Annotated in this window: 21 protein-coding genes; 12 read left to right on the forward strand and 9 right to left on the reverse strand. The window is 41.4% G+C overall.

Features of this window, described 5'->3' with window-relative positions; translation table 11 throughout:
• Positions 1–95 precede the first annotated feature (95 nt).
• Positions 96–1,082, forward strand: coding sequence for an RHS repeat-associated core domain-containing protein (locus ABMY41_RS12510; protein WP_349274872.1), 987 nt, complete (start codon positions 96–98; stop codon positions 1,080–1,082).
• An 8-nt stretch (positions 1,083–1,090) separates the two neighbouring features.
• A complete protein-coding gene (locus tag ABMY41_RS12515; protein WP_349274873.1) occupies positions 1,091–1,546 on the forward strand; it encodes a hypothetical protein in 456 nt (151 codons plus the stop codon).
• Positions 1,547–1,731: 185 nt separating this feature from the next.
• On the opposite strand, the gene ABMY41_RS12520 is transcribed toward ABMY41_RS12515, so the two are convergent.
• A complete protein-coding gene (locus ABMY41_RS12520; protein ID WP_349274874.1) occupies positions 1,732–2,592 on the reverse strand; it encodes a hypothetical protein in 861 nt (286 codons plus the stop codon).
• A gap of 294 nt (positions 2,593–2,886) precedes the next feature.
• Between ABMY41_RS12520 and ABMY41_RS12525 the strand changes: the two genes are divergently transcribed.
• From ABMY41_RS12525 to ABMY41_RS12570, 10 genes are all read left to right on the forward strand, one after another.
• Positions 2,887–3,183 (forward strand): hypothetical protein, encoded by a 297-nt coding sequence (locus tag ABMY41_RS12525; RefSeq protein WP_287243052.1) that lies wholly within the window; start codon positions 2,887–2,889, stop codon positions 3,181–3,183.
• Positions 3,184–3,412: 229 nt separating this feature from the next.
• Complete coding sequence (istA, locus tag ABMY41_RS12530; protein ID WP_287243050.1) at positions 3,413–4,948, forward strand: IS21 family transposase; 1,536 nt, start codon at positions 3,413–3,415, stop codon at positions 4,946–4,948.
• 1 nt (position 4,949) lies between these two features.
• Entirely contained in the window at positions 4,950–5,705 is a 756-nt protein-coding gene (istB, locus tag ABMY41_RS12535; RefSeq protein WP_287243048.1) for an IS21-like element helper ATPase IstB, read from the forward strand.
• Positions 5,702–6,181 carry a hypothetical protein gene (locus ABMY41_RS12540; protein ID WP_287243046.1) on the forward strand — a complete coding sequence of 160 codons (480 nt, stop codon included), beginning with the start codon at positions 5,702–5,704 and terminating at the stop codon, positions 6,179–6,181. The genes istB and ABMY41_RS12540 overlap by 4 nt, the downstream gene beginning before the upstream one ends.
• On the forward strand, positions 6,168–7,115 hold the full coding sequence (locus tag ABMY41_RS12545) for a tyrosine-type recombinase/integrase (RefSeq protein WP_287243045.1): 948 nt from the start codon (positions 6,168–6,170) through the stop codon (positions 7,113–7,115). The genes ABMY41_RS12540 and ABMY41_RS12545 overlap by 14 nt, the downstream gene beginning before the upstream one ends.
• Positions 7,116–7,384: 269 nt before the next feature.
• Complete coding sequence (locus ABMY41_RS12550; RefSeq protein ID WP_105173580.1) at positions 7,385–7,837, forward strand: helix-turn-helix domain-containing protein; 453 nt, start codon at positions 7,385–7,387, stop codon at positions 7,835–7,837.
• Positions 7,838–8,407, forward strand: a complete 570-nt coding sequence (locus ABMY41_RS12555) for a PIN domain-containing protein (protein ID WP_287243042.1) — start codon at positions 7,838–7,840, stop codon at positions 8,405–8,407.
• Between the two features lie 270 nt (positions 8,408–8,677).
• Positions 8,678–9,598, forward strand: a complete 921-nt coding sequence (locus ABMY41_RS12560; protein WP_349274878.1) for an RHS repeat-associated core domain-containing protein — start codon at positions 8,678–8,680, stop codon at positions 9,596–9,598.
• Positions 9,595–9,888 carry a hypothetical protein gene (locus tag ABMY41_RS12565; RefSeq protein WP_349274880.1) on the forward strand — a complete coding sequence of 98 codons (294 nt, stop codon included), beginning with the start codon at positions 9,595–9,597 and terminating at the stop codon, positions 9,886–9,888. Before ABMY41_RS12560 ends, ABMY41_RS12565 begins: the two co-directional genes overlap by 4 nt.
• 268 nt (positions 9,889–10,156) lie before the next feature.
• Positions 10,157–10,675 (forward strand): HD domain-containing protein, encoded by a 519-nt coding sequence (locus ABMY41_RS12570; RefSeq protein ID WP_349274882.1) that lies wholly within the window; start codon positions 10,157–10,159, stop codon positions 10,673–10,675.
• Between the two features lie 38 nt (positions 10,676–10,713).
• On the opposite strand, the gene ABMY41_RS12575 is transcribed toward ABMY41_RS12570, so the two are convergent.
• The 8 genes from ABMY41_RS12575 to ABMY41_RS12610 all read right to left on the reverse strand — a co-directional run bounded on the left by ABMY41_RS12575 (position 10,714) and on the right by ABMY41_RS12610 (position 17,892).
• Positions 10,714–10,986: a hypothetical protein gene (locus ABMY41_RS12575; protein WP_349274884.1), complete on the reverse strand. Its 273-nt coding sequence runs from the start codon at positions 10,984–10,986 to the stop codon at positions 10,714–10,716.
• Positions 10,983–11,354, reverse strand: coding sequence for an AAA family ATPase (locus tag ABMY41_RS12580; protein ID WP_349274885.1), 372 nt, complete (start codon positions 11,352–11,354; stop codon positions 10,983–10,985). The genes ABMY41_RS12575 and ABMY41_RS12580 overlap by 4 nt, the downstream gene beginning before the upstream one ends.
• 47 nt (positions 11,355–11,401) lie before the next feature.
• Positions 11,402–12,535 carry a tRNA epoxyqueuosine(34) reductase QueG gene (gene queG, locus ABMY41_RS12585; protein WP_349274906.1) on the reverse strand — a complete coding sequence of 378 codons (1,134 nt, stop codon included), beginning with the start codon at positions 12,533–12,535 and terminating at the stop codon, positions 11,402–11,404.
• A gap of 71 nt (positions 12,536–12,606) precedes the next feature.
• Positions 12,607–13,824, reverse strand: a complete 1,218-nt coding sequence (locus tag ABMY41_RS12590) for a methyl-accepting chemotaxis protein (RefSeq protein WP_251601301.1) — start codon at positions 13,822–13,824, stop codon at positions 12,607–12,609.
• Positions 13,825–13,908: 84 nt separating this feature from the next.
• Positions 13,909–14,607, reverse strand: coding sequence for a glycerophosphodiester phosphodiesterase family protein (locus tag ABMY41_RS12595; RefSeq protein ID WP_138598853.1), 699 nt, complete (start codon positions 14,605–14,607; stop codon positions 13,909–13,911).
• Positions 14,604–15,470, reverse strand: a complete 867-nt coding sequence (locus ABMY41_RS12600) for a DMT family transporter (RefSeq protein ID WP_252949492.1) — start codon at positions 15,468–15,470, stop codon at positions 14,604–14,606. Before ABMY41_RS12600 ends, ABMY41_RS12595 begins: the two co-directional genes overlap by 4 nt.
• Before the next feature lie 87 nt (positions 15,471–15,557).
• Entirely contained in the window at positions 15,558–17,084 is a 1,527-nt protein-coding gene (locus ABMY41_RS12605; RefSeq protein ID WP_349274887.1) for a polyamine aminopropyltransferase, read from the reverse strand.
• Positions 17,074–17,892, reverse strand: coding sequence for a hypothetical protein (locus ABMY41_RS12610; RefSeq protein ID WP_287245317.1), 819 nt, complete (start codon positions 17,890–17,892; stop codon positions 17,074–17,076). Before ABMY41_RS12610 ends, ABMY41_RS12605 begins: the two co-directional genes overlap by 11 nt.
• Positions 17,893–17,896: the final 4 nt, after the last annotated feature.

Genomic DNA, 17,896 nt, shown 5'->3' on the forward strand with positions numbered 1-17,896 from the left:
GGTATACTATTGCCAATTTAATGCTCTTTAACACCGCTGCTCTCTAGGCTGAAACGCTTCCAACAGGTGGACGCACGTCAGGTTCGTTCTTTCATATGAACGGTCGGGTGTACGATTATAACCTTGGCAGGTTTATGTCGGTTGATCCGCTGATCATGAACTTCGAGGATTCGCAAGGGATTAATCCATATAGCTATATTCGAAATAACCCATTAGCAGGAACTGACCCATCAGGATATTGTGAAGCTGCAACAGGCACGAGAATAAAGTCTTGTGGCGATATGAAAGTTGAAGTCAAAGTCACCATGAAAGATGGCTCAGTCAAAACGGGCACAAAAGTAGTTAAGGATGTGAACTTCAAAAATGGTGCTGATGTCAGCTCTGCGATGAGCGCAGGGGCAAAATCTGCTCTAGGTAATTTGCAGTCTGTGGATATAGGCGCACCATCAACAACTGCAAAAAGAACTGGCGGTGTAGCAGGTGGGTACATTGATCAACAAAGCGCAGCTAGAAACCAAAGACTTGATGACTATGGGGTTGATATTGATGGTGATGTTGCAGAGTTAAATGGTACAGGTGATCAGGGGCTAACAGCAATGATCTCCAATATGTACATGGGTAAGCAAGATATGGAGAATATGTTGTCAGGAAAGCTTACTCAAGCCGATTTATACAACAGAGCAGAGATGTATGGCACGGTAGTGAGTTTTCTGCCTATGGGATATGGAGCAAGAGCTGCTTATGCTACTTACCAAGCTTCAAAACTTACTTCATGGGGACTCACATTATCTCAATCTAAAATCATGATAAGAACCTCACAAGAAGTTTATAAGGGAACGACACGTATTGGTCATGCTTTGTCTAAGCATGCAGGAAGAAAACCTGAAGTATGGGGTAAGTTAACAGGGTCAATGAAAAACTGGAACAACACTGCAACAGATCAATTAAGAAGTATTTTAAGGGCTCCAGGAAGGTTTAATACAATAGAGTCTAAAGGTCTTAGGTTTATGGAAAAGAGATTAGGGGATGGTAGAGGTATACGATTGAACATGGACGGAAGTTTTAAAGGTTTCATTGATTAGGTGGATATATGTCAACAGTAATTGAGGTAGTATTAGATAGCATCGAAAAGTCAGACATAAAAACTGTTTTAAATGCTTTATTAATTGGTAAGGACAACGTTATTAATATTAGTGCTTCAGAAGATGAAATAAATGTTTCAACTTTTTTTTCTAATGACTCATACCTAGATGATTTTTTTATGTCAAAAAGTGAATCAACTTTGTTGTTTTTATTAAAGAAAATAACTGTTGGTAACGTGGTGATACCTAATCCATTATTAAGGCTAGTAAAGTATGATACTCAGTTTGATATTGATTTTAGCTTTGAAAATGAAGTTGATGTACATCAACTTCATATGGGGATTAGTTGTTTACTCAAAGGCGTTAACGTTAAGGAGTTTTACGCAGGCTTAGAACCTGCTCAAGATATCGATACTAGGTTTTTCACTAATCAAGAGTTAGGCCCATATCAAATAAAAAATTGATCATTTAATCCCAGTAGAACTGCGCACTTGCTAGCAGCAGGCCGTGCAATCTGTGTCAGTGCCACTATCTAGTGGCACTGGCTCAAATAGCTAGCTCTGCTGTTTTTAAGTGACACAGTTTACTTAATTTGTATGAACACGGTACTTGTTTCAGTTGCCCTTAATGAAGTGTATTCATGTGGCGGTTATTTGCAACAAATGAGTCGATACAGAATTTGTTGTTTGAGTGCTTTTAAGCTCGTTGGGGGAATTGGTTGAAATAAAAGATTTATAAGCTCAACGATTTCTGAATGGCAAATGAAGTTATAAAAACGATTCATCCCATCAAAAGAATTAGCTACCAGCCCAATTTCAATCGCTCGATCACATAGTTTTTTATACAAACCAAGCGTTGGCTGTAGGGTCAAACAGTTGCCAGATATTAATCTCATGGGGAGGCTAAAGTCCGTGTAGCCGTTATTTTTATTAGGTATTAAAATGCGATAGCGCATCATAGGCATGCGCGAGTACAGCGGACTAAATACCTCATTTACATACACATAGAAATCATCAGTAATCGATGAAAATGGTGTGACGATAGCCATTTTTAATAAATGCTGAATGGCACACAATTGGTTGATGTCAATTTGATTATAGCCTACCGTCTTTTTCTCTAGGCAAAAGGCTAACCAGCATGTTAACGCATGAATATCATGACTATGTGTTAATTTTTGCTTTGCTTTTTGAGTCAGTTTTGTTTTTCTAATGAGCTGGCCGTGACTATTTTCTTTGAACAAAAGACTGGCGTAATTGTAGGGTAACTGCGATAAAACTTGATTTATAAACGTGGCTGTCGGTTGCTTGTTATCTAAAAGCTGCCAAAGCGGATGACAGAGTATCGCGAAAGAGCAGAAATCACCATTTATGCGTTTATCAATTTGATTAATGACGTCATATCGGATCACAGGCTCACCCACTTCTTTTTTATTAAAAAACCGAGATGACTTATTTAACCAGTCATTATCTTTATTTCCCCATTCGTTCTCATTGAGTAATTTTCTTTTCATCTCATAAGCACTTTTTGCGTTGAGGTGCGCTTTTAAACAGGCACACCAATATCGCGTTGCTAGCGATTTTGTTCGTCTCGATAGCGTTAAATAATGCTCAAAGGTGTACATCTAAAAATTTGGCAATTTAAATGCCAAACTCCAACCAAAAACACTAACGTATTGAAAATATGCATGTTCACTGTGTATAGCATCGCTTTACTCGTGCCTTTAATTAAAAAAGAAAGCCTTATGTAAGTTTAGCAAAACTGCATATTCTTAATAAATCATATTAAGTCTTAATAGGTGACTACCATGCTGCCAATGAACAGCAAGGAGGAAAGATTGAACGCACTGGCTTTAGAGTTAGAACGCGAGCTTATGAAAAATTATGGCTCTCCATTACTTACAGGGGAGAAGCTATCTGAAGCGATGGGCTATCGCAGTATCCATTCGTTACGCAAACACATGTCACAACTATCCTTTCCTGTGGAGCTGTTTACGATTAAAGGCAGGAAGGGACGATTTGCGCTTGTGAAAGACATTGCTGTTTGGTTGGCTAGGCAGCGCATTGAAAACCAATATACACCGAAGGATAAGCCTATGGATTAAATTGCACACAGTTACTTAAGTACGATTACTCAGGCACAATTTAGTAAGGCTCAGAAAGTGAAAAAGCCAGCATAGCAGTGCTGACTTTTTCTGAAAATGTCGTTTGGTTCACGCCCTTCGACTCTTTTATTTAAGCTTTCCTTAGCCTATCTGTCAAGTTTCATCCTGTGATGAGATGCAGGTCGGCGTGTGCCTTGATTTCTTTAAAATTGAAATTAAGGAGGTGCGTATGAGCGCACAAATATTACGGCAACTGCTTCGTTTGCTATTCACCACGCATTATTCAAATCGTCGTATTGCAAAACTGGTGGGGGTCGCCCCCAATACAGTGCGACGGTATCGTAAGAAGCTGGGTAGAAAAACGCTCACTCTTGAACGAGTAAGTGAATACAGTGACAGCCAACTTGTTCGGCTATTTTCAGAGCCAAAACAAGCAGATAGTAGTAAGCGGTTACCTGATTGGCGTCATGTTCATCAACTGATGCAAACTAAACATCAAACCTTGATCCAGCTTTGGGAAGAATACCGTAGTCTCAACCCCGATGATGCTTATAGTTACTCACAATTTACACATTACTATCGTGACTTTGTTGACTCAATTGATGTGACAATGCGCCAGTATTATTTACCTGGTGAAGTAACCTTTGTGGACTTTTCTGGTAAGCGCATTCCTTGGTATGACTCAGTTGCATGCAAACAGCACTATGCCGAAATATTTGTTGGTGTTACAGGCTATGCGCAATACGTGTTTGCCATTGCTGTGCGCTCACAAAAACTTGAAGACTGGTTGTCTGCTCATCAAGCCATGTTTGATTATTACGGTGGTGTGACTCAGCTTGTGGTGCCTGATAACTTAAAATCAGCGGTGACAAAGCCTGGCAAAACACCTGTTATTAATGCCAGTTACCAAGAAATGGCCGAGCATTACGATTTTGTTATTGAACCTGCTCGTGTACGCAGGCCACAAGATAAATCATTGGCTGAAATTGGTGTGTTGCTGGTCACTCGTTGGATAATCGTGGTATTGAGTCGGCGTCAGTTTTTTAGCATCGATGAAATTAACCGTGCTTTACGCGCTTTGCTTGAGCAATTAAATCAACGGCCTTTTAAGCGCTTTGAAGGTGATCGTTTACAACGATTCCAAGATCAAGAGCACCAAACTTTAAAACCACTGCCTCAACAACCCTTTGAAATTGGACGTTGGATACACCAGCAAAAAGTGAATCGAGATTATCACATTTATGTGCATGGACACGCGTATTCTGTGCCTTATGAATTAACCAGCCAAGCAGTGGATATTAAGGTTACAAACAACAAGGTTGAAGTGTACTTTCAGCATAAGTTAGTGGCTATGCATGTACGCAGTTTTGTGCAAGGTGGCGCGACAACTGAGCCGCAACACCGCCCTAAAAGTCACCGTATGTATGCAGAGCAATCAAAGGCTCATTTTATTCAATGGGCAGAGCGCATCGGACAAAGTGCGCTTGCGCTGGTGATGGCACAATTTGATAACTTACCAGACTACTCGATGCAAGGGTGTAAAGCATGTACCAACCTGCAAACCCTGGCAAAGCAATACGGGGCAATACGATTTGAGAATGCTTGCCACTGTGCCTGTGACATAAAGTCACGAACAGTGAGTAGTGTGCGATCTATTTTGCAATGCCACCTCGATGAAGTACCAGAAGATATACCCACGCAGCAACCTTTGCCGCTTCACCATAATGTTCGTGGTGCTGAGTATTACGTTAATGGAGGGCAGTAAAATGAGTAATGAACACAGTGTGTTTGAAAATCTACAAACATTACGTTTAATGGGGATGACGGGCGCTTTACAAAAGGTGCTCGAAAGTCCTGATATGTTAGCTCTGCCCCTGCTTGATGTGTTGGCCTTTTTAACCTGTGAAGAAATACAGTTTAAGTCCCAAAAAAAGCGTGAGCGTATGTTTAAAGCAGCCAAGTTAAAGCAAGGACAAGCTTGCATTGAGAATATGGACTACTTAGCAAAGCGTGGCATTGATAAAAGTCATTTTGTGAGTTTGGTGCAATGTGACTGGGTGCAACGCAATCAATTTCTTATTATTACGGGGCCAACCGGCGTTGGTAAAAGTTGGATTGCCTGTGCGTTGGCGAATCAAGCCATTAAATTCAATATCCCCGTGCTGTATAAACGGTTTGCCTTGTTACTGGAGGAGCTAGACATTGCGCGCAGAGACGGTTCATTACCTAAGCTGCGCGCACAATTAGCCAAGTTTAAGTTATTAATTTTAGATGACTGGGCAATGGTGCCTCTGAATGAGCGCAATCGCCAAGACATTCTTGAATTGGTAGAAGAACGCATTGAATCCGGCTCTCTTTTGATCACCACTCAATTGCCAGTGAGTAAGTGGCATGAGTACATTGGTGAAATTACGATGGCAGATGCCATTATGGATAGGATTGTTCACCGTGCTCATCGTCTTGAATTGCAAGGTGGCTCAATGCGTAAACGCTATAAAAACATCGAAGGAGACGCATCATGAATGAGATTGAGACAATTGATAAGTTCGAGCGGATGTTACAGCGCATCAATATTGATGAGGTATATATCAAACAACTGTTTGATATATACCATTCACGGCTTTTAAATGATGCTACTGCATGTAATAAGCTGGCACGTAGAGGTATTAGTCATGAAGCAATTAGTCAATATCACCTTGGTTACTGCGACCGTAGTTTAAATCGTTACATTAAAACCAGTAGTACAGCAGAAGGTGCCAGTTTTCGTCACGTATTAAAATGTGCAGGGCTTATTACTGCCAACGGCCATGAGGTCTTTCGTGGTTGCATTGTTGAGCCTATTTACCATGAAGGGACGTTGCTGGCTGTGTGTGGTATTAAACTGATTTGCCCAAGTCGGCCAGCCCCTCGCATTATTCAGTGGTTTAATGGTGCGATGTACCCGAAGCCATTGGCGTTTCACCTGATGAAATGGGGAGCACGTTATGTCACTCATTAAACCAACGACGCAGGCACTAATGCCATGCATTGATTATTACTGTGCGCTCTGCCGCGCAAAAGGACAAAGCGAAAACACGGTAATTAGTAAGCAAGCTGCTTTAGTGTTGTTTACTACATGGGCAGTAAAGCACGGTGTTACAACAGTGGATAGAGTCAACACAGAGCTTCTTGATAATTACCAGCAATACTTAAATCACTATCGTAAGCCATTAAACGGTGAGCCGTTATGCCGAGCCACCATACGTTATCGGCTAACGGCTGTGAAAGTCATGGTACGCACATTGTTTATAAAAGGTGTGCTTGCAACAAATGCCACTGAGCATTTTGAATTACCTAAAAACGGCAGACGTTTACCTAAGCCAATTTTAAGTGAGCCCGATGTGGATAAAGTGCTACAACAAACCGAACACTACGGTGCAATGGGTGTGCGTGATAGAGCCATTATGGAAACGTATTACGCTGCTGGTATTCGGCGTTTTGAACTCCAGTCTTTGCACATCGATGATGTGGACTTTGAGCAATACAAACTGAGGGTGAATCAAGGTAAAGGCTTTAAAGACCGCTATGTACCTATCGCGAAAAGCGCCTGTTTTTGGATTTATCGCTATCTTAAAGAAGTAAGAGGTACGCTGGTGAATGAGCACTCAGGCAAAACGTTGTTTATTGCGAATAATGGCAAACCATTTCGGGTTGCACAGTTGTCAGAGTTGGTTGCCAAATACATTAAACGTGCTGGCGTACGTAAGCAAGGTGCATGCAATCAATATCGCCATGCAGCAGCAACACACATGGTTGATAATGGCGCGGATATTCGCCATGTACAGGCCTTTTTAGGTCATGCCGATTTATCAACCACACAAGTGTATGTGCATGTGAGCTTGGTCAAATTGCAAGAAGTGTATAACAACACTCACCCTGCGGCGCAGCGATGAGTTATGACCCAAGGACGGGTTTTTCGAATATTTCGAAAGTTGACATGTTTGCGAATATTTCGGATAATTACGTTGTGCTAAATTTTAATCAATCTCACTGATTAGGTTTGCACGTAATAAAGCTCAATTATTTACAATGACAAACAGACAAACAGACAAACAGACAAACAGACAAACAGACAAACAGACAAACAGACAAACAGACAAACAGACAAACAGACAAACAGACAAACAGACAAACAGACAAACAGACAAATGAGACCAAAGTAATGTTGAACGTACAATCATTGCCAAGTGCCGAAGAAATCGCATTGGCTAAATTAAGCAGCCAAGAACTTTCAGCCGTGCTGGAAGCGAATGGTGATGTACAAAATTTTAGTGTGGTAGGTAAAGACGGTGAAACTCACTCTGTTCAATTACCTGCTAGTGCAGTTAAATTAATGATTGAAGTGCTGACTCAACTTGGCCAAGGGAACAGTGTTAATATCACACCAATACATGCTGAGTTAACCACGCAAGAAGCAGCGGATATGCTAAATATGTCACGACCCACGTTTATCAAACTACTTGATTCTGGTGACTTGCCTTACGCAAGAACTGGCAATCGTAGAAAGGTCGCGTTTGTTGATGTGATGCAATACAAACGTCAGCTTGATGAACAGCGACTTGCCACCCTTGATGAATTATCAGCACTCGATCAGGAGTTGAATTTAGGATATTAAATGACAACTTACACCGTAATTCTGGATGCATGTGTGATGTATCCAGCGCCACTTCGAAGTTATTTACTGTATTTGGCGCAAACAGGTTTGTATCGGGCGAAATGGACAGAGCAAATTCACGACGAATGGACGCGAAATTTGTTAAAAAAGCAACCAGACATCTCTGAAGAGAAATTACAACGCACACGGGAGTTAATGAATCGCCATGTGCCTGACTGTGTTGTTGAAGGTTATGAGCCATTTATCGCTGGAATCGAGTTACCCGATCAAGATGATCGCCATGTTGTTGCCGCTGCAATTAAAGGGCAAGCCGAAGGGATTGTGACATTTAACTTAAAAGACTTTCCAGATGACAGATTAGCACCACTTGGGCTGTCAGCCATACATCCAGATGTGTTTTTGTCTGACATGTTTGAATTGGATCCAAGCCGAGCATTGCTGGCTGCACAAAGACAAAGACGCTCATTGAAAAATCCACCAATGTCAGTAGATGAGTATTTAAATTCTCTACAAAAGCAAAAGTTGCCCACACTTGTTTCAAAGTTACGCCAATTTGAAATGATGCTGTAATGGTTGACATAGTTATCACTAATGGCAATCATGTGGGTATGGTGTAGCAGACATACTGTTTAGTATGACACCACATAACCTAATTTTAGGTCGAGGCTCAGTCCGGTAATGATGTTCTGGCTCCAAGTTATACTTGGCGAAGGCTCCTTTGTTGGAGCCTTTGTTATTTCTAGCCCCATAAAAGTGATTTAACACTTTACCTTATTGCTGTACTCTCAAAGTTATAAAAGCTCTTTAAAACAATGCGTCAAGTTAGGCCGATTAATTCATATGAACGGTCGGGTGTACGATTATAACCTTGGCAGGTTTATGAGTGTTGATCCGTTTATACAAAGCCCAACGAATAGTCAAAGTATTAACCCTTATTCCTATATAATGAATAATCCTATGGCTGGTATTGATCCGACTGGGTATTTAAGTGTTTGTGATACTTTTATTGTATGCACCAATGAACAAGTAAGAGATAAAAATTTTAATAAACAAATTAAGCTAGGTAATTCTGAAAAAGTTTCTAATGGACATAATAAGGGTGAAAATAAGAAAAATAATCAACAGAATGTCGAAGATATAGGTGCTCCATCGACAACTGCAAAAAGAACTGGCGGTGTTGCAGGTGGGTATATTGATCAACAAAGTACAGTTAGAAACCAAAGGCTTGATGAATATGGGCTTGATATTGATGGTGATGTTGCAGAGTTAAATGGTACAGGGGATCAAGGATTAACTGCATTTGTTTCTAATTTGTATATGGGTAGGCAAGATGGGACAGATATTCTGTCAGGTAAGCTTACTAAAGCTGATTTATACAACAGAGCCGAAATGTATGGCACGGTAGCGAGTTTTGTGCCTATAGCTCAAGGTGTTAAAATTGGCTATGGAGTATACCAGCTTAATAAGTTACCAAAAACACTTGGTTTTACAAAGACCGCAGCAAATCACATGGATGATACGAATAGGTATGTCCCAATGCTTCTTATGAGACAAGGTATAAAAGGGCGGAAAGGGTTACCGGATCCAAGAGGAAGCGATGCAATGATGTATTATATGAGAATGAATAAAAAAAGTATAAAAAACAATTTGCCTACAAATAAATTATATAATTTAGAGGTTCTATATCATCGAAAGTCGAACCAAATTATGCATTTTAAATATACTGAAAAAGCAATTGGTCCTTTAAAGGCAGTAAATTGATGAATCCCGTAATGAATAATTTGCGCGAACTTCTGTTAACTTTTACGGAAAGTAATAAAAATATTAAAAGTTTTTGTGATGACTTTTATAGGCTGCATGATTTAGGTGAAGATCAGACAGAATATAGTGAAGAATTTTCAGAGCAGCTAGACAGTCTATCTGAGCTTACTGGGAGATACAGTGATGTGGAAGAAGACTTAGCTAAATATCCAAGCGTATATGTAAGTGAGAGAGAACTTGTTGAAAAGATAAATAAAGTTAAAGATTTCTTAAATTTGGAAGAGAGTTAGGTTCGTCAATCTAAGTTCACCGCTTGTGGGCCGCACCTTGCCTTTTTCCTGTTTATTGCTGAACAAAAAAGCTTTTAGTGCGCAGCTAACCCCAGTAGAACTGCGCACTTACTGTCCGCAGGCTGTGCAAAATGTCAGTGCCACTTCCTAGTGGCGCTGACTCAAATAGCTTGATGCTTGCATATGATTTACCATAGCAGCACTTTAACGTGACAAAAAACATCAACACGGTCTACGCTTAATTTTGTTCTAAAACTTTGAGGTTGCCATGATGAATCATTTTGCGCTTTTGGCTAAATCACTCCGGTTGGCTGCCCAATACCACGCTCAACAACAGCGTAAATCAGATGGCTCACCCTACATTAACCATTTAATCGAAGTTGTCGATATGCTTGTTAATATCGCTCATGTTCAAGATGAAAATGAGTTGTGCGCCGCTGCTCTTCATGACAGCCTAGAAGACACAGAAATTACCAAGGAACAAATTGCGAATGAATTTGGTATTTGTGTACTTGAAATGGTGCAAGCGCTAACAGACGATAAAACACTATCATTAACAGCACGTAGGGCTAGCATACTCGAACAGCTGCCCACTAAAGCCATCTCAGTGCAGCGTATTAAGCTTGCTGATATTTGCTCAAACGCTTCGGCCATTCCTTGCGGTTGGTCAAATGAGCGACTAACAGAGTACTTTGTTTGGCTTGATCAAGTTGCTGAACTTTGCAAAAACGCAAGCCCCTCATTGTATGATGAATACCTAAAAAGAAGAGCTATTACCATCAAGTAACACGCTTACTTTCGCTTAATATTCCAACCTACTTGATTCTAAAACCAACCCAAAACGTATGCCGTGAAAAATCTCACTGGTAAACTTTTGTCGGACAGGTGGAAAGTTTTTCTCGAACGCATGGTAATTTTAAAGCATAAGAGTGGTAACTTAGGTGCGGAATATACAGTTTGCTTGTCGGGGTTGGCCTCGGTGTAGGCTTGCCAGTGTTTCACCAACTGCTCACGGGCATTCTGGCTGTCCTGCTCGATGTGCAGCAAGCCTTTGCCACCAAAGGTATCCAGTGCAGCTTTGACATTGTCACTTCTCAAGTCATTGACCACCGTACGTGCCCACGCTTCCCGCTGACGTCTAATGGTATTAATTCGTGCACAGCCTGCATCAATTGCAGTAAATCTAGAGTGGCAAGCTGCCCGGCTTCATCGAGTAATATCACTGTGTTTTTAAACTTGGCTTGGCTGTTGCCTTTGCTGAGTTCGTTTAACAGGCTGGCTAAAGTGATACTTTCAATGTCGATGTCCTTTTCAAGCTGCTGGGCGGGCTGTCTGGCCACGGTGGCACCACGCACGCTAAACCCTTGGGGTTGATAGGCTAAGCGCATGGCTTGCATCGACGTGGGCTTACCCGCTCCTGCACAGCCTTGAATGATATCCAAACTTGATTGGCGTACCGAAAACACTGTTTCGACTTAGTGGCGCTGCTTCAAATAGTCTGGATTTTAAGCTATCAAGCATCTCTGGGCAGTCCTTTTTCAACAATGCGAATTAAGCGCGCCGTTTTACGAAGCTTTAACTGGCGCTTATTTTTTTGCTGATCAAGTGCCCACTCGATATGCTCAGCGACCAAAGCTGTAGCTGTTGTTAACCTTTGCTCTAAAGCCTCGATTATTTGATCGTTGTAATCAGCATTACCTAAGCCGACAGCGAGGTTTCTTAACCAACGCTCGTGACCAATGCGGCGTATAGGGCTGCCTTCGGTATTTTTAAGAAAGGTAGTTTCATCCCATGCAAATAAAGTCAGTAAGTCTTGATCTTTAAGCTGCTTTCTTGGGTGAAAGTCAGCTTCATCGGTTAGCTGACCATAGCGATTCCATGGACACACTAACTGACAGTCATCACAGCCATAAATACGATTCCCTAACAGTGGGCGATACTCTTCTGGAATCGCGCCTTGCAGTTCAATCGTAAGGTAAGAGATACATTTACGGGCATCGACTACATAAGGCTCGACAATCGCACCGGTTGGGCACAGCGTCATACAGGCAACGCATTTCCCACAGCCTTCAAAGCTATTCTCATCATCAATAGGTAGTGGTATATCAACAAACAGCTCCCCTAAGAAAAACCAAGAGCCCGCCTCTTTATTGATTAATAAACTATGTTTTCCACGCCAGCCCAAGCCTGCCTTTTCGGCTAGTTGCCTTTCAAGCACGGGGGCTGAGTCAACAAAGGGGCGAAAACCGAGCTGGCCAACTTGCTGCTCTATTTTTTGGCCTAACTTTTTCAGACGGTTGCGAATTAACTTATGATAGTCACGACCCAATGCATAGCGACTGATGTACGCTTTGTCGGTTTGTTTAAGGTTTTTAGCAAAACTTGCATCAGGCGGCAGGTAGTTCATTTTTACTGAGATGACTCGCTGCGTGCCAGGTACCAGCTCTGCTGGGCGCGCTCGCTTCATACCATGAGCTGCCATGTATTCCATCTCACCGTGATAGCCTAAATCTAACCATCGTTGTAGCTGGGCTTCATGCTTCGTTAGGTCAATATCAGTGATCCCGACTTCTGCAAAGCCAAGGTCTTTTCCCCATTGCTTTATTTGCAGTGCGAGTTGTTCATAATCAATAGCGGGTGTTGTCACGGTCAATAAAAAAGTAGCCAAGAAGCGGCTACTTTAACATAGTTTGACTCAGAGCAGCAGTTAAAAGCCGATCACACAAAGCGTTTTAACTGCTCTTGGGTTTGTTGGCTCAGTTTATGGGACTGTTGGCAATCAGCGAGTGATTCATCAATTTGCTGCTTAGCTTGCTCACCCAAAGCCACAATTTGCTCAACCGTTTGATGGGTCTGGATTTGGGTTTGCTCTAGTAAATGCACCGCGCTGACAATCTGTTGTAGTTGTTGTTGGTTTTGCTCAAATTCGCCAAGCATATTGCTAAAGCCTGTTGAGGTGTTGCTAATCGCTGTTTCAGCTTCACTCGAGTGGCTAATTAACTGCTCAGACTCTTTATTGGTTTCGCTAACGAGGGTGTTCATCTGATTAATAAAATCGCTGATCTGGCGAGTTGCATCGTTTACTTTAACTGAGAGCGATCTGACTTCATCGGCAACCACAGCAAAACCTCGGCCAGCTTCACCGGCACGTGCCGCCTCAATTGCAGCATTGAGGGCAAGTAAATTGGTTTGATCCGAAAATTCTTCGACCATTTTCAAAATGGCGCGAATGTTCTCGCTGTTTTCTTTCAGACCAGACACTGTTGCTGAGAAGTTACCCAAAATTTGGCTTATCATCGCGACCTTTTTAACCAGTGCCGATAACTCAGTAGCTGAGTGCTGCACAAAGCTCAAGTGTTCATTATTTACTTGATGTACGCTGTCCGTATTCGCCGAGATATTCTCAAGGCTTGAAGTAATTTGGTTACTTGAATCAGTAATGGTTTGACTGAATTTTATTTGCTGATGGCTCATTTCTGCGGTTTGCTGCATTGAATGAGTCATCTTTGAACTGCTATCAGCACTGGCTTGTGCACTTTGATAAGTAGTTGCTAATAGGTTTGCTAAATGAACTGTAAAGGTATTGTACTGCTCACTTAAATCACGAAATTCATCGTAGGTAAAATGTGGTAACTTGGCAGATAAATCGGCATCATGGCGGTTGATTTGCTCAAGTGTATCGCGCATTGCTTGCACTGGGCGCACAATTAAAAAGCGCATATAGAAAATAGTAAAAATAAAGCTCGCGATGATAACAAAGGTCATTAACCAAAATAGTCCCATGCCAGCTTGCTGTTCTGACAGGCTGCTATAAAGCCAAATCAAAGTAATGGCTTGAAACGCAAACACAAAACCTAAATTACCGACAATCTTACGTGTGAGGGTGTAAAAGAAAGTTTGTTCGATAAAATTGTAAATGCGCATATAGCTACTCATTAAGGTGTTGTGTTGATTCATTTTGGCGTAATTTTTTATTGTTCAATGTCACATAATTCAACAGTATAGCTTAGTTTTGTTGAGTTACAGTGACTGCAGTGTCATTTGTGTATGACACGGAAAATTAGTAAAAATACCATCTACGCCATACTCTAGCATTAATTCGATATCTTCCACTTTATCGACCGTGTAAGCATAAACTTGAAGGCCGCGTTGTTTTGCGTCAGCAACAAACTCATGGTTTATAAAGTTTTTATCTACATGAATGCTGTAGGCATGGAGTTTTTGTGCAAACTCACTGTAATTAATTGGTATAGAAGCGGTGAGTGCACCTATCTTTACCCACGGCAATTTTTGCTTTAGCCACATCAGTTGGTGATGATCGAATGAAGAGACTAACAGGTTATCACGAGAAATTTTCCCAGCGCTAACGTTTGACTCAATAAGCTCTACAAATTTATCTAACGAAAAAGTATGTTTAAGCTCTAAATTAAGTAAAGTTTTATCACCAACCCAATCGATTGCCTGTTGTAAAGTGGGCACGCACTCGCCATTGCCTGCATCGTATTGTTGAATTTGCTCTTTTGAGCAGGCATTTACCTTACCGCGACCCGAGGTTGTGCGATCAAGCCAAGTATCGTGAATAATCATGTAATCATCAAGGCAGCTTTGCACATCAATTTCGATGCCATCTACTGCTAAATCAACAGCTGCGATAATGGCGCTTTGAGTATTTTCTGGGTAGGTACCACTGGCACCTCTGTGAGCGAATACTTTCATCATTGCTTATACCTACGAGTCACTGACCATGTTTCATAAAAAGCGGCGCTAATCACCAGTGCGCCACCAATAAGAGTGCTAATTGAAGGTTGCTCATGCAAAATTAAAAAAGCGAAAAACGTACCGTATAAAGGCTGCAAACACGATATCAAACCAGCGGTTGAAGCTGATAAGTTTTTTAGGCTTGCTGCAAACAGTGAATGCGGTGCTGCTGTAAAAATAACCCCTACGGTAATTAATAGCAGCCAATTTATTGTATCAACTTGTAATGGCGGTACTTCGACAAAGGCGCACAGCATAACGCAGGCGATCCAAGTTTGATAAAGCATGGTTTGTGGGCCGCCATATTGGCTAAAGTAACGTTTGTGAACGATATTTCGAAACGCAAAAAAGAACGCTGACAAAATGCCAATAGCAATACCGAGTGTGACATCATTGCCTAAGCTGGCATCAGGAATAAGTAAATAAATACCAAGCATCACCACCAAGGCGCTAAAAATATCTTTGAGCTGAGGTTTACTGCCATGAAATAAAGGCTCTAAAAATACCGTGATAACAGGGTAAGTAAAAAAGGCAATCATACCGACTGCAATACCTGCTAGTTGCATACCTGCGAAGTAGGTGAGCCAATGTATTCCAACAGTGATACCAAGTAACAAGGCTATAAGGTAGTCGCGACGCGAGTGAAGCTTAATCGCTTTGTGTTGAATTGTAAGTAAGATCAGTAAGGCACAGCCTGCAATTGCTGTTCGGTAAACGGTAATATCTAATGCACTTAAGCTGACTAGCTTGGCAAATAATGCAGTACCACCAAATAGGAGTACTGCAATATGTAAGTATATAAGGCTCTGTTTGTGCGCCTGCATTACAAACCTTGTTATTGTTGTTATTAACTCTCTTTGTAACGGTAATCCTTTACTTTGTAAACTCCCCAAATGGGCTAATCCATTCGTTTAGTTCCAATATTTCCACCCCTGCAAGTAATAGTGCAGTACATTCGGCTCATCAAGGGTCGATACTTTTTCATTGTTAGCGCTAATATCCGGAGTGAAAATAAATAAATATGCGTCATTTTCTGGGCGGTAAAAGCGGGTTTTAACTGGCAATACTTGTTGGTTACTGCACATCAAGTTGCAAGCCATAACAAAGCCCCATTCGCCAAAAGAGGGCACATTCAAATGATAAGGCAGGGTGTGTGCAAAGCCCGCTGCACTGAGTGTGTTATTGATAGACCAAAATGCGTGTTTCGCAAAAAATGGGCTGGTGGCCTGGGTCACTACAATACCGTTATTTGGTAGTCGTGTTTTTACTAGTTGATAAAACTGCTGACTGTAAAGCCGTGCTAAATTGATTGCTTTTGGATCAGGTAAATCAATAAAAATAATATCGAACAGCTGTTCGTTTTGCTCAATAAACACATAAGCATCTTGATGAATAACCGTCACTTTAGGGTCACTGAGTGAGTGCTTGTTAAGTGTTGTCAGGTTGTGATTAGTTTGCGCAAGCTTAGCTACTGCTGGGTCTAAATCGACTAGGGTAATAGATTCTATTTGCGGGTATTTCAAAAGCTCTCTAGCTGCTAAGCCATCGCCACCGCCTAAAATTAGAATACGTTTGGCATTACCATGGCGCACCATAGCGGGGTGAATAAGCGCTTCGTGATAGCGATACTCATCAATCGATGAAAACTGTAAGCCACCGTTTAAATAAAGCCGAATATCATCTTTATGACGAGTCATTACGATTTGCTGATAGGGCGTTTGTTCTGAGTGCACAACACGGTCATCGTAGATTTGGCTTTGCCAAAGATGGGTAAGCTGTTTGCTAGCAAATAAGCAAAGCACTAATATTAAGCTAACTAAAACAAGTGTGAGCCTCAGTACTTTTCGACGGTTTGGGCTGATATGGTCGATAAAGTACCACAGCAATAACAGCGCAATACTGAGATTCATTAAGCCAAAGCTTAAGGCTGTTTTAAAAACCCCAAGCCAAGGTAAAAATAGAAAAGGAAACAGTAAAGTCGCAAGCAGGGCGCCAAAGTAGTCAATAGATAACACATTGGCGAGGTTTGCTTTTAGCGCATAATGTTTTTCCATTAGGCGACTTAACAGCGGAATTTCCAAACCAATCAAAATCCCTATTAGCGTGGTGAGTAAAATACTAATTGCTTGCAGCGGTAAACCAAACGCATAACAGAAATACAGCAATGGCACACTCAAACCACCAAGTAGCGCAAGTGCTAACTCAAAGCCAATAAAATACACCAGCAATGGCTTATCAGGCACAAAACGCGAAAAATAAGAGCCAACTCCCATTGCCGCCATATAGACGCCAATTGTCAGAGAAAATTGGGTGATGCTATCACCCAAAAAGTAGGCACCAGTGGTTGCGATCAGTAGCTCATAGATAATTGAGCAAAGGCCAGCAACAAAAATACTAAACAGTAAAATGTGGCTTTCGCGAATTGATTTATTTACCACCTGGGCCGCCTCGTGAACGGAAACCTGCACTGCCAATACTTTGTTCACGCAATTGTTTATCAACGCTTATCGTGAGGTGGTGATAGGAGTAAACTTGCCAATCTTGCTCTTTGTCACCTTTGCTATATGCCAAGAAGGAAAAGAAGAGCACGGGTGCTAAAAACAGTAACACAATAGGCCAAACAGAGATGCGCGATTCCATTGCTTTTATAGCTTCAGGGTTTAACTTATTGATTGGTTTATAAGTAATATCGGAGTCTTCACGCTCAGCTTCTAAACGATGCAGCATTACAAATAGCGCTACACCGCCGATGAAGCCAGAAATCCATAACAGCGGTAGCATGAAATTACTGTTACCTTTGATTGGGATAATACGAAACGTATAACTAAAATGTTCGGCACGCTTATTTGGGCCAAACGTACTACTGACGTAGGCGCTATATTGCCCCTTCTTAGGGAAGTGAACATCGTGATGAGTATAATCACGGTACTCAGTCCATTTACCATCTGAATCGTGTCCGGTTTCGGCCCAAAGTTCATCAGAGTAACTAAATAAGTAGTTACCATCAGGGTCAAAAATTTCGATATCAATGGCTTTCCAAGAGTTTAAAGGCAGTCTGCCTTTAATTTCTAAGCGCATCATTTGGCCATCTTCTGGGACTGTAAATAGGTAAGGTTTGTCTTGTCCGTCGTAGTCTTTAAAGTTGCCATATTGGCCACTAATAAGTGGCGCTTGTAGATCTGCACGTATCACTAAGCAAACAACAAATGTGATAGCGGCAATAATAAAAAGCTTATAGATGTTCATCCAT

The sequence above is a fragment of the Pseudoalteromonas sp. BZA4 genome (assembly GCF_040104395.1).
Lineage (GTDB): Bacteria > Pseudomonadota > Gammaproteobacteria > Enterobacterales > Alteromonadaceae > Pseudoalteromonas.

What these genes read in the sequence shown, in the direction of transcription:
- ABMY41_RS12595 (WP_138598853.1), bottom strand. Translation starts at nt 14,607, where the DNA reads ATGATGAAAGTATTCGCTCACAGAGGTGCCAGTGGTACCTACCCAGAA.
- ABMY41_RS12555 (WP_287243042.1), top strand. Translation starts at nt 7,838, where the DNA reads ATGACAACTTACACCGTAATTCTGGATGCATGTGTGATGTATCCAGCG.
- ABMY41_RS12545 (WP_287243045.1), top strand. Translation starts at nt 6,168, where the DNA reads ATGTCACTCATTAAACCAACGACGCAGGCACTAATGCCATGCATTGAT.
- ABMY41_RS12540 (WP_287243046.1), top strand. Translation starts at nt 5,702, where the DNA reads ATGAATGAGATTGAGACAATTGATAAGTTCGAGCGGATGTTACAGCGC.
- ABMY41_RS12570 (WP_349274882.1), top strand. Translation starts at nt 10,157, where the DNA reads ATGATGAATCATTTTGCGCTTTTGGCTAAATCACTCCGGTTGGCTGCC.
- ABMY41_RS12510 (WP_349274872.1), top strand. Translation starts at nt 96, where the DNA reads ATGAACGGTCGGGTGTACGATTATAACCTTGGCAGGTTTATGTCGGTT.
- ABMY41_RS12550 (WP_105173580.1), top strand. Translation starts at nt 7,385, where the DNA reads ATGTTGAACGTACAATCATTGCCAAGTGCCGAAGAAATCGCATTGGCT.
- ABMY41_RS12590 (WP_251601301.1), bottom strand. Translation starts at nt 13,824, where the DNA reads ATGAGTAGCTATATGCGCATTTACAATTTTATCGAACAAACTTTCTTT.
- ABMY41_RS12520 (WP_349274874.1), bottom strand. Translation starts at nt 2,592, where the DNA reads ATGAAAAGAAAATTACTCAATGAGAACGAATGGGGAAATAAAGATAAT.
- istA (WP_287243050.1), top strand. Translation starts at nt 3,413, where the DNA reads ATGAGCGCACAAATATTACGGCAACTGCTTCGTTTGCTATTCACCACG.
- ABMY41_RS12600 (WP_252949492.1), bottom strand. Translation starts at nt 15,470, where the DNA reads ATGCAGGCGCACAAACAGAGCCTTATATACTTACATATTGCAGTACTC.
- istB (WP_287243048.1), top strand. Translation starts at nt 4,950, where the DNA reads ATGAGTAATGAACACAGTGTGTTTGAAAATCTACAAACATTACGTTTA.
- ABMY41_RS12610 (WP_287245317.1), bottom strand. Translation starts at nt 17,892, where the DNA reads ATGAACATCTATAAGCTTTTTATTATTGCCGCTATCACATTTGTTGTT.
- ABMY41_RS12515 (WP_349274873.1), top strand. Translation starts at nt 1,091, where the DNA reads ATGTCAACAGTAATTGAGGTAGTATTAGATAGCATCGAAAAGTCAGAC.
- ABMY41_RS12560 (WP_349274878.1), top strand. Translation starts at nt 8,678, where the DNA reads ATGAACGGTCGGGTGTACGATTATAACCTTGGCAGGTTTATGAGTGTT.
- ABMY41_RS12525 (WP_287243052.1), top strand. Translation starts at nt 2,887, where the DNA reads ATGCTGCCAATGAACAGCAAGGAGGAAAGATTGAACGCACTGGCTTTA.